This window comes from Cupriavidus sp. 01L46, from assembly GCF_056399905.1.
The window spans coordinates 1-2,013 of sequence record NZ_JBFTSF010000539.1 but is presented as its reverse complement, the minus strand read 5'-3'; the positions used below and the strand labels follow the sequence as shown (position 1 = coordinate 2,013).

3 protein-coding genes are annotated in these 2,013 nt (G+C 69.5%); 2 read left to right on the top strand and 1 reads right to left on the bottom strand.

The window, feature by feature from the left end; translation table 11 throughout:
- Both AC1DS3_RS38080 and AC1DS3_RS38075 read left to right on the top strand, forming a co-directional pair.
- Positions 1-499, top strand: a 499-nt coding sequence (locus AC1DS3_RS38080; protein WP_477129301.1) for a DUF3299 domain-containing protein, incomplete at its 5' end; no start/stop codon positions are given.
- Positions 500-804: 305 nt separating this feature from the next.
- A complete protein-coding gene (locus tag AC1DS3_RS38075; RefSeq protein ID WP_477129300.1) occupies positions 805-1,707 on the top strand; it encodes an NAD-dependent epimerase/dehydratase family protein in 903 nt (300 codons plus the stop codon).
- Between the two features lie 24 nt (positions 1,708-1,731).
- Here the strand turns inward: AC1DS3_RS38075 and AC1DS3_RS38070 are convergent.
- Positions 1,732-2,013: hypothetical protein (locus AC1DS3_RS38070; protein ID WP_477129299.1), on the bottom strand; the 282-nt coding region annotated here is incomplete at its 5' end.

Here is a 2,013-nt window from a genome sequence, read left to right as displayed (position 1 = left end):
CGCCGCGCCCGCCGCGCCCGCCGCGCCCGACCCCGCCTTGCGCGAGATCGGCTGGCAGGCCTTGCTGCCCAAAGGCTGGGATCCGCTGGCGCCATTCAAGGGCCTGCGGCTCGATGAACTGGAGGACGCCGATCCGCGCGCGCAGATCGCGCTATACAAAGCCCGCCAGTACTGGAAGAACGCACCGGTGGAGCCCTCGCTCGATGGCGCGGCGGTGCGCATAGCCGGCTTTGTCGTCTCGCTCGATGGCGAAGGCGAGGCGATCCGCGAGTTCCTGCTGGTGCCGTACTTTGGCGCATGCATCCATGTGCCGCCGCCGCCCGCCAACCAGGTCATCCACGTGCGCACGGACAAGCCGCTGGCGGGGCTGCGCAGCATGGACACCGTGTGGATCAGCGGGGCGATGCGGGTGGAGCGGGCGGACACCATGATGGGCTATGCCGGCTACGCCATGCCGGCGGCGAGCGTGCAGCCCTATCTGGCATCGCCGCGCCGTTAATCGGTGGCGTCGATCCGCTCGCACTGGCACGCGGATATCGGCGACGCGCGGCAGGAACGGGTCCTGATCGGCATCGGCATGGACGAATCCGCATTGCGCGCCACATGTCGCGTGCGCGCTGCCCATTCTTGCGCGGCAATCAAATATGTTCTGCACGCCGCACGGTTTTTCTCCGCATGGGTTGCGCGGATACTCGGGTCATGTTCATCCGGCCAGGGCCATCGCCTCACGGTCTCACGGCCTTACGGCCTCACGGCCCAGCCCCAATCCGGCGCGCTTTGCAAGCCCGCATCCAGGAGCATCCCATGCAAATCTTCATCACCGGCGCGGCCGGCTTTATCGGCGGCTCTGTCGCGGCTCACCTGATCGCCGMCGGGCATAGCGTGCGCGGCCTGGTCCGCAACCCGGCGCAGGCCGCACAGCTGGCCATGCGCGACGTCGTGCCCGTGCAGGGCACGCTCGACGACGCCGCCCTGCTGACGCGCGAGGCCGCGCAGGCCGACGGCGTGATCAACGCCGCCAGCAGCGACCACCGCGCCGCGGTAGAAGCGCTGCTGGCCGGATTGCGCGGCTCGGGCAAGCCGTTGCTGCATACCAGCGGCTMGAGCGTGATCGGCGACGACGCCGGCGGCAATGCCTTGTCGCCGCGCATCTTCGACGAACAGACGCCGTTCGTGGTGGAGCCGGGCAAAGCGGCACGCTACGCCATCGACCAGATGGTGCTGGCGGCCGCTGCGCATGGCGTGCGCAGCGCCGTGCTGTGCAACAGCATGATCTACGGCGTTGGCGCCGGGCTGCATGCCGACAGCGTGCAGATTCCGCCGCTGGTGGCGCAGGCCAGGCAAAGCGGCGTGGTGCGCATCGTCGGCGCGGGCGTGAACCGCTGGTCCAACGTGCATATCGCCGATGTGGTGGACCTCTATGCGCGCGTGCTCGACAGCGCGCCCGCGGGCGCCTTTTATTTCGTCGAGAACGGCGAGGCTTCGTACGCGGAGATCGGCGCCGCCATTGCCCGGCGGCTCGGCCTCGGGGCCGTGCAGGCCTGCTCAGTCGAAGCGGCCACGCCCATCTGGGGCGAGGGCCAGTCGCGCTACTCCTTCGGCTCCAACAGCCGCGTGCGCGCCCGGCGCGCGCGCTCGGAACTGGGCTGGCAGCCCCGGCATGCGTCGGTGACGGCGTGGATCGAGAACGAGATGCCGCTCGCCTGACGCCCGCCTGAAGCGCGGATTCATTCAGGCCATGGCCGCCATCGCTGCGCTGGACCGGGGCGGACGCTTGACCAGCCCGGAGGGGTTGGCGCCTGCCTGGGATTGAGGGCGGTGGGTTGGTTGCTGTATTTGCTGTAGTTGCCCGCGTAGATCAGCGCGCCCGGATAGATCGCGCGCAACGCTTGCCTGAACGCGGTCGCCATCGCCGGCGCGTCTTCCCAGTCCCCTTGGCGCGATGAAAGTTGCCCGCGCCAAGGCGGTCACGGCCTGAACCACTTCCTTCAGAATGCGCAGCCGGGGGCCGCC